A 7,289-nucleotide genomic window follows, 5' to 3' on the forward strand; every position below is an offset into this window, starting at 1 on the left:
CGCGTCTGCTGGGCCGTCGAGCCGATGTCCTTGTAGACCGGACTGCGCGTGCCCGGCGTGAACGGGCGGTTGAAGAAGTTGGTCAGCCGCACGGTGTTCGCGGGGCGTCCGTCGATCTTGCTGTAATCGCCGCGCAGCAGCAGCGTGACGTCAGGACCGAAATCGATCAGCGCCGACAGGCGGGCCGACAGATTTTTCTTCCCCGGATCGAGCTTCCAGGGCGAGTTCGCCCAGGGCCGGATATAGGAATCGCGGCGGTCGTAATTGACCGCGCCGCGCAGTGCGAAGCCGGGCGCGACCGGCACGTTGATCATCGCGGTCGCCTGGACGGTATCGAAATTGCCATAGGTCGCGTCGACCGACGCCGCGAAATGATCGACCGGCCGTGCCGAGATGACATGGACGACGCCCGCGGTCGAGTTACGGCCGAACAACGTCCCTTGCGGGCCGCGCAGCACCTCGACGCGCTCGAGATCGAAGAAACTGACCTCCTGCGCCTGCGGACGCGCGATATAGATGCCGTCGAGCAGGAATGCCGCCGAAGGATCGCCCTTTTCGGTACCGTCGCGGCTGGTGACGCCGCGGATCGTGATCTGAAGCCCGTTGCCGCGGTCGATTGACAGGTTGGGGACGACGTCGGCGAGCTGAGTCGGATTGCTGATACCCGCGTCGCGTAGCCCTTCGCCGCCGATCGCCGTCAGCGCGATCGGAGTTTTCGAGGCAAGCGACTCGGTTCGCGTCGCGGTGACGACGATATCGCCGTCCTGCGGCGCTTCCGGTTGCTCCTGTGCGAGTGCGGGCGACGCCACCAGTGCGGCGGTGACGCAAAGATAGGTACGCAGACGATATGCCATTGGGCCTCTCCCTCCTGTTATCTTTTTCATGAACTCGATTACAGTTCATGTTTTTCAAGGGTAAAACCCAGAGTGAGGCGCGAGTCAAGTAATCGATTACAAATTTCGTCGCAATGCCCTGCTTTTTCTTTTTGATAACGTTATCATTTTCGTTTCGGCTCCTTCGGCCGCCGGGGCGCGTCAGCCCCCGTCGGCGCCGCCGGCAAAGTCATCAAACGCGCGGTCGGTGACGCGAATGATGCGCTCCGCGATGAACGGAGCCCCTTCGCGCGCGCCGTCCTCGGGATGCTTCAGGCAGCATTCCCATTCGAGGACCGCCCAGCCCGGGAAATCATATTGCGCGAGCTTCGAGAAGATCGTCCGGAAATCGATCTGGCCGTCGCCAAGCGAGCGGAAGCGCCCCGGGCGGTCGATCCAGTCCTGATAACCGCCATAGACCCCCGACCGGCCGCTCGGCCGGAACTCGGCGTCCTTCACATGGAACGCCTTGATGCGATCGTGATAGAGATCGATGAAGGCCAGATAGTCGAGCTGCTGCAGCAGGAAGTGGCTGGGGTCGTACAGGATATTGGCGCGCGGGTGATTATCGACCGCGCCGAGGAAACGCTCGAAGGTGGCGCCGTCGTGCAGATCCTCGCCCGGATGGATTTCGTAGGCGACATCGACCCCGGCATCGTCGAAGGCGTCGAGGATCGGGCGCCAGCGGCGCGCGAGCTCGGCGAAGGCTTCGTCGATCATCCCCGCGGGACGCTGTGGCCACGGATAGAAATTCGCCCAGGCGAGCGCGCCCGAGAAGGTGACATGGGTATCGAGCCCCAGATTGCGGCTCGCCTTTGCCGCGAGCAGCAACTGCCCGGTCGCCCATTCCCTGCGCGCCTCTGGCTTGCCATGCAGATGCGCGGGCGCAAAGGCGTCGAAGAGCCGGTCCTGCGCCGGATCGACCGCGATCAATTGACCCTGAAGATGCGTCGAAAGTTCGGTGATGGCGAGACCATGTCCGGCGAGCGTGCCGGTCAGTTCGTCGCAATAGTCGCGGCTCTCCGCCGCAAGCTCGAGGTTCACCAGCCGCCCGCCGGTCGGAAGCTGGAGCCCCTTGTAGCCGAGCCCCGCCGCCCAGCCCGCCATCCCGGCGAGGCTGTCGAACGGCGGCTCATTGCCTTCGAACTGCGCCAGAAAAATCGCGGGGCCTTTTATCGTTCGCATGAAATACCTTTCGGAAAAGGGGAGGAATCAGGGACGCGGCCCGGCTTCTTCGACCGGTTGCCAGGTTCCGCCTTGCGCGGAGGATCGGAGCGCGGCGTCGACGAAGCACAGCCCGCGCACGCCATCCTCGATCCCGCAAAGCGGCGTTTGCGCGATCGGGGTCGCGGCACGGATCGCGCCGGCGAAATCCCGGTAGATGTTCGCGAACGCCTCGATAAAGCCCTCGGGATGCCCCGCGGGCAAGCGCGTCGCGCGCGCCGCCATGGCCCCCAGATACGGCGCGCCCGCGCTGACGATCTCGTCCGGGCGGTCGGGCCAGCGCAGATAGAGATGCTGGCTGTCGGCGTGCGACCATTGCAGCCCGCCGCGCTCGCCCCAGATGGAAAGGCGCAGGTCGTTCCGTGCCCCCGCCGCGACCTGCGTCGCCGCGACCAGCCCGCGTGCGCCACCGGCAAAACGAAGCAGGAGGGTCGCATCGTCGTCGAGCTGGCGGCCGGGCACGACCGCCGCGAGATCGGCGAGCAGATGATCGATCCGCTCGCCCGATACATATTCGGCAAGGTTCAGGGCGTGGACACCGATGTCTGAAATGCACCCGCCAACGCCGGTGCGCGCAGGGTCGGTACGCCACCCGGCCTGCCGGTTGCCGCCCTGCTCGACCGGTTCGGCCAGCCAGCCCTGCGGATATTCGACATGAATCCGGCGGATGCGGCCCAGATCGCCGTGCGCGATACGCTCGCGCGCCTCGCGAACCAGCGGATAGCCGGTGTAGGTATAGGTCACCGCATAAAGCGCGTTCGATGCGGCGACATGATCCTGCAACGCCCGTGCCTCGGCCAGCGTCGCGGTTGCCGGCTTGTCGCTGATCACATGAATGCCCGCCGCCAGCGCGGCCGCCGCGATCGGCAGATGCGTGTCGTTGGGCGTCGTGATCGCAACGAAGGCGATACCGTCGTCACGCTGCGCCTCGGCTGCAAGCATCGCCGCGACATCGGGATAAGCACGGTCGGGATCGAGGCCATATCCCGCCGCTGCCTCCAGCGAACGCGCATGATCGCGGCTGAACACGCCGGCCCGCAGGCATATCGCCCCGTCGAGCTCGGCCGCCATGCGATGCACCGGCCCGATGAACGAGCCGGGGCCGCCGCCGACCATAGCCATGGCGAGGGGCTGCACGGGAGCGGTCATGCCTCCCCCCGCGTCGCGGCGAGGGTGACGGGCGCATAACCCCCGCGCGACCGGAAGAAGAGGATCAAGGCGAGATAAATCGCAAGCATCATCACCGGGAGCAGCGCCACCTCGCGCAGCGCGCCCTTCTTCCCCTCGACAACCACCGTCTCGACTGCGCGCCGCTCGGCTTCGGGGGCACGCGCGACCGACGCGGCGTCGAGTGCGCGATACGAACCGAACACGCCGTGCTTCGGTGCGGATAGATGCGTTTCGGCAAGCCGCGTTTCGTGCGCCCGGTCATAGGCCGAAAGCCCCGCGGCGGTCGAGCGATCCTGGATCGTGCCGAGCAGGCTTGCCCCGACGATCCCCGCGGCGAGCATCCCCGCCCCCGCCATGACATTGACCGTCACCGCGCCGCCTTTCGGAAAACGTTCCGACGCGACCGCGAGACTGGTGCCCCAGAAGAAGCTCTTGCCGATGCCATAGAGGGTCGCCGCGGCGAGCAGCGCCGCGCCGCTCGATCCCGCCATCCAGAACAGCCCGATCGCGGCGAGCGCCGATGCAATGGCGAGGGTTCCGAGCGGGGTGGCAATTCGCACGATCGACCCTGCGAACAGCCGGATCACGAAAACGATCGCGGCGGTATAGACGAGCACCCAGCCCGCCTCGATCCCCCAGCGCGCCAGTTCGGGCTCCATCAGCGACACGATCCAGCTGTCGGTGCTGAGTTCGGTAATCGCGAGCGGGATCATCACAAGCACAAGGACGATATAGAGCGGATGCCCCGCCGAACGGGCATAAAGGGCATAGAGAGCGGTCAGCGCTGCGACGGCAAAGACGACAAGCGTCCCGGGCAGATCGGCGACGCGCCCGATTTCGACGCACATCAGCGACAGGATCACGAAGGCGCTGACGAAGCCGGCTTCCCTCAGCATATCGCGGTACGACACTCCCGCCGCGACGCGCTCGCTGACGGGGAAACGCTGCCGCCAGAGCGCAAAGGCATAGATCAGCACGGGAACCGCCATGATCGCGGTCTTCGCGCGCCAGTCGACATGCGCGCCGAAGGCGATGGCGATCACGCCCCCCAGCATCAGCCCGAGCGGCCAGGCCGCGTGCAGCCGGTTGAGCCAGCGCGGCTTGTCTTCGCTGTAAAGCGTCGCGACGAGCGGGTTGGCGGCGGCTTCGACCGCGCCGTTCCCCAGCGCCATGATGAAGGTGCCGGCATAGAGCGACCAATAGCCGCCCGCGGTTACCAATATGGCGAGGCCGACGATGTGGCACGCCGCCGCGAAACCGAAGGCGCGACGGAATCCGATCCGGTCGATGACGAGGCTGAGCAGCACGATGGTAATCGCGAAGGGCCACAGCCCGACGCCGAGCAATTCGCCTTTCTGCGTCTCCGAAAGCCCGAAGGCGACGCCCCATTCGTCGACCACCATCGCGCGCAGCACGAAGCAGAAGGATGTCGCGGTGATCGCGGCAAAGGATATGCCGAACAGCCGCCGTCGCGAATCGAAACCCCTGTCCACCGATCCCTCTCCCATCATTTTGTAATGGATTACATTATGCACAGCGACGTTGAATCGCAAGGCCAATAATACTAAGCTTCCCAACGATTTTCATGATGAGAGAACGTTTTCCAAATGACGACGATTGCAGATGTGGCACGCGCGGCAGGCGTTTCGACCGCGACGGTGTCACGCGCATTGAGCAACCCCGACGCGGTCAGCGAGCCGCGGCGCAGCCAGGTGCTGCAGGCGGCGAAGGCCCTCGGCTATGCGCCCAACTATGCCGCGCAAAGCCTGCGCACGACGCGGTCGCAGCGGATTATCCTGACCGTTCCCGACATCTCCAACCCCTTCTTCTCGGCGGTGATCCGCGGTGCCGAGGAGGCCGCGCTCGCCGCGCGCTACTCGCTGCTGATCGGCGACACTCACCATGACAGCGAGCGCGAGGAATATTATGCCGCGATGCTGACGCGCCGCGAGGCCGACGGGATGATCTTTCTCGGTCACCGGCTCGCGCCGACCATGGTCGCGCTGGTGGCGAAGCAGGGCGAAGAGGCGCCGATCGTCAACGGCTGCGAGTTCGAGCCGGGGCTCAACGTCTCGAGCGTCCATATCGCCAACGCCGTCGCGGCCGCCGAGGCGATGCAGCATCTCTACGACCTTGGCCACCGGCGGATCGGCGTGATCACCGGCCCACTCCTGAGCCCGATCAGCCGCGACCGGCTCAGCGGCGTGCAGGGTGCCGCGGCGGGGCAGCGCCTGTGGGATGAAGTGACGGTGCGGACGGGCGATTTCTCGGTCGATTCGGGCGAGGCATTGACGCACGAGCTGATGGCCGGGACGGCACCGCCGACGGCCATCTTCTGCTTCAGCGACGAAATGGCGATCGGCGCGATCGCGGCGCTTCGCGAGCGCGGCCTCGATTGTCCGCGCGATGTGTCGGTCATCGGTTTCGATGACATCCGCTATGCCCGCGCCTTCCATCCCGCGCTCACCACGATCAGCCAGCCCAAGGAAGCGATCGGCCGCAAGGCGGTCGAGATGCTGCTCGCCATCCTCGCCAGGAAGGCGGAGGGGCTCGCCTCGATCACCCTGCCCCATGAATTGGTGGTGCGCGCCAGCACCGCCCCTCCACCAGCCGGCTGAGCGCGGCGCGCGCTTCAGAGCTGGCCCGCCTTCAACCGCTCGACCGCGTGATTGGCCGCGCGTGCCGTCAGCGCCATATAGGTCAGCGACGGATTCTGCGCGGCGGTCGATGTCATGCACGCGCCGTCGGTGACGAACAGGTTGGAAACCTCGTGCGACTGGTTGAAGCCGTTCAGATAGGATGTCTTCGGGTCACGCCCCATGCGCGCGGTTCCCATTTCGTGGATCGCGAGGCCGCCCGGCGGGATCGCCGTCCGGATCGCCTGAACGCCGACGGCGCCCGCGGTGATCAGCATCGCCACCGCCTCCTTCGAGATGTCCTCCGCCATCAATTTCTCGTTCGCGCCCCATTCGAACCGCGTGTTGAGAATGGGAATGCCCCATTTATCTTTCTTCTGCGCATCGAGGCTGAGCCGGTTGTCATAATAGGGCAGGCATTCGCCGAAGCCGGCAATATAGATGAACCACGGCCCGGGCTCGCGCAGCGACTGCTTCAGCGGCGCGCCGAAACCCGGCATCATCGCCCCGCGCGTCCAGTTGGAGCGCGCAGCGGCGCCCTGCAGGCCGTAGCCGCGCAGGAAGGGTGCGTCCTTCTTTCCAACGTTGCGGAACCGCGGCATGTAGAGCCCAGCGGGGCGGTTGCCGATCGGCTGGCTGTCGAGCATCCCCGGCACGATGCCGAAGGCGCCGCCGGTCATCAGATGGTCCATCAGATAATGGCCGAGCACCCCGCTCGTATTGCCGATACCCTCCGGATATTGCTCGCTGGTCGAATTGAGCAGGATTTGCGTTGAGCCGAGGGTCGACGCGTTGAGGAAGACGATCCGCCCGCGATAGGTGGTGCGCGTCCCCTTTGCCGAGTCGATGACGCGCACGCCCGATACCTTGCGCGTCGCGGGATCGTGATCCAGCCCCTCGACGATCGCGTCGGTGACGATGGTGAGATTGCCCGTCGCCTCGGCCGCCGGAAGCGTCGAACTGATCGAGCTGAAATAGGATCCGGTCGAACAGCCGCGCTGGCACGGCCCGCAATAATGGCACGCCGCGCGGTCGCCGAGGTCCTGCGTCAGGATCGCCGACGGGGCGATCATCAGCCGGCGGTCGGGATAGGTTTTCGCAATCCCCTCGGCGACATGCGCCTCGCAGCGGTTGAGCGGCATCCCCGGCTGGAAGCGCCCGACCGGCGCGGTCGGCGCATCATAGTCCGACTGCCCCGACACGCCGATGAAGCGCTCGACATGATCGTACCAGGGCCGGATATCCTCGTAACGGATCGGCCAGTCGACGCCGTGGCCGTCTTCCGCATTCTCTGTGAAGTTGATCGGCCCCAGTCGCGGCGTCACGCGCCCCCAGGTGAGCGAACGCCCGCCGAGATGATAGCCGCGGATCCAGCTGAACGGATGCT

At 65.9% G+C, this 7,289-nt stretch carries 6 protein-coding genes; 1 reads left to right on the forward strand and 5 read right to left on the reverse strand.

Features of this window, described 5'->3' with window-relative positions; genetic code table 11:
* From VGD20_RS09355 to VGD20_RS09370, 4 genes are all read right to left on the reverse strand, one after another.
* Positions 1–854, reverse strand: an 854-nt coding sequence (locus VGD20_RS09355) for a TonB-dependent receptor (RefSeq protein WP_331134181.1), incomplete at its 3' end; no start/stop codon positions are given.
* Positions 855–1,034: 180 nt separating this feature from the next.
* Positions 1,035–2,057 (reverse strand): sugar phosphate isomerase/epimerase, encoded by a 1,023-nt coding sequence (locus VGD20_RS09360; RefSeq protein ID WP_331134182.1) that lies wholly within the window; start codon positions 2,055–2,057, stop codon positions 1,035–1,037.
* Positions 2,058–2,084: 27 nt separating this feature from the next.
* On the reverse strand, positions 2,085–3,245 hold the full coding sequence (locus tag VGD20_RS09365) for a Gfo/Idh/MocA family oxidoreductase (RefSeq protein WP_331134183.1): 1,161 nt from the start codon (positions 3,243–3,245) through the stop codon (positions 2,085–2,087).
* On the reverse strand, positions 3,242–4,759 hold the full coding sequence (locus tag VGD20_RS09370; RefSeq protein WP_331134184.1) for an MFS transporter: 1,518 nt from the start codon (positions 4,757–4,759) through the stop codon (positions 3,242–3,244). Before VGD20_RS09370 ends, VGD20_RS09365 begins: the two co-directional genes overlap by 4 nt.
* Positions 4,760–4,873: 114 nt before the next feature.
* Between VGD20_RS09370 and VGD20_RS09375 the strand changes: the two genes are divergently transcribed.
* Positions 4,874–5,884: a LacI family DNA-binding transcriptional regulator gene (locus tag VGD20_RS09375; protein WP_331134185.1), complete on the forward strand. Its 1,011-nt coding sequence runs from the start codon at positions 4,874–4,876 to the stop codon at positions 5,882–5,884.
* A 14-nt stretch (positions 5,885–5,898) separates the two neighbouring features.
* On the opposite strand, the gene VGD20_RS09380 is transcribed toward VGD20_RS09375, so the two are convergent.
* On the reverse strand, positions 5,899–7,289 hold a 1,391-nt coding region (locus VGD20_RS09380), incomplete at its 5' end, for a GMC family oxidoreductase (protein ID WP_331134186.1).

The organism is Sphingopyxis sp. (assembly GCF_036402335.1).
In the GTDB taxonomy this organism is placed as follows: Bacteria; Pseudomonadota; Alphaproteobacteria; order Sphingomonadales; family Sphingomonadaceae; genus Sphingopyxis.

Coding starts and splice junctions, on each gene's coding strand:
- VGD20_RS09360 (WP_331134182.1), bottom strand. CDS start 2,057: ATGCGAACGATAAAAGGCCCCGCGATTTTTCTGGCGCAGTTCGAAGGC.
- VGD20_RS09365 (WP_331134183.1), bottom strand. CDS start 3,245: ATGACCGCTCCCGTGCAGCCCCTCGCCATGGCTATGGTCGGCGGCGGC.
- VGD20_RS09375 (WP_331134185.1), top strand. CDS start 4,874: ATGACGACGATTGCAGATGTGGCACGCGCGGCAGGCGTTTCGACCGCG.